This is a genomic window from Aequorivita vitellina (assembly GCF_022008365.1).
Lineage (GTDB): Bacteria > Bacteroidota > Bacteroidia > Flavobacteriales > Flavobacteriaceae > Aequorivita > Aequorivita vitellina.
The window spans coordinates 1-689 of the sequence record NZ_JAIRBA010000118.1 but is presented as its reverse complement, the minus strand read 5'-3'; the positions used below and the strand labels follow the sequence as shown (position 1 = coordinate 689).

Genomic DNA, 689 nt, shown 5'->3' with positions numbered 1-689 from the left:
ATGACAGTTACAGATACAGCTGGAAGAACAGCTACTTGTACTTCTACGGTTACTGTACAAGATGTTACAGCTCCTGAAGTATTCTGCGTTGGTGGATTTGGAATCTTTACAGAATCTGAAGATTTTGAAGGTTCAACAATTCCAACAGGATGGACTACCGTTATTGAGTCTGGTTCTGCAGATTGGACATTTGGATCTGGAGATATGCCTATTGGAGGTGACTTCCCTTCCAATGCAGCTATTTTTGATGACGATGCTGCTGGTAGTGGTGCTCCTAACCTTGTGAGACTTCTCTCTCCTGCGTACGATCTTACAGATGCTAGTAATGTACAATTGTCATTTGATTACGCTCTTCAAGAATTCATTGGAAACGGTACTCTTGAAGCTGAAGTTTACGATGGATCTGCTTGGCAACAAGTGCTGTTTGTAGAAGTAGATACCGACCCAATTAACACGGGCGATATCGATGTTTCTGCCTATGTAAATGCCGCTTTCCAAGTGCGTTTCACTTACGACGATGAAGATTCTTGGGCTTGGGGCGCTGGTATTGACAACTTCCTATTGACTTATGAAGCTGCTTCTGGCGGTGGATTAGATGTTTTCCTTGATGCAAATGGAGTGGCTTCAATTAGCCCTAACGATCTTGTAACAAGTGTTAACGAAGCTTGTGGATACACCATTACCGCTGG

At 43.3% G+C, this 689-nt stretch carries 1 pseudogene; it reads left to right on the top strand.

Annotated features, from left to right (window positions below):
- A pseudogene (locus K8089_RS16235) lies at positions 1-689 on the top strand (HYR domain-containing protein); the annotation flags it as partial.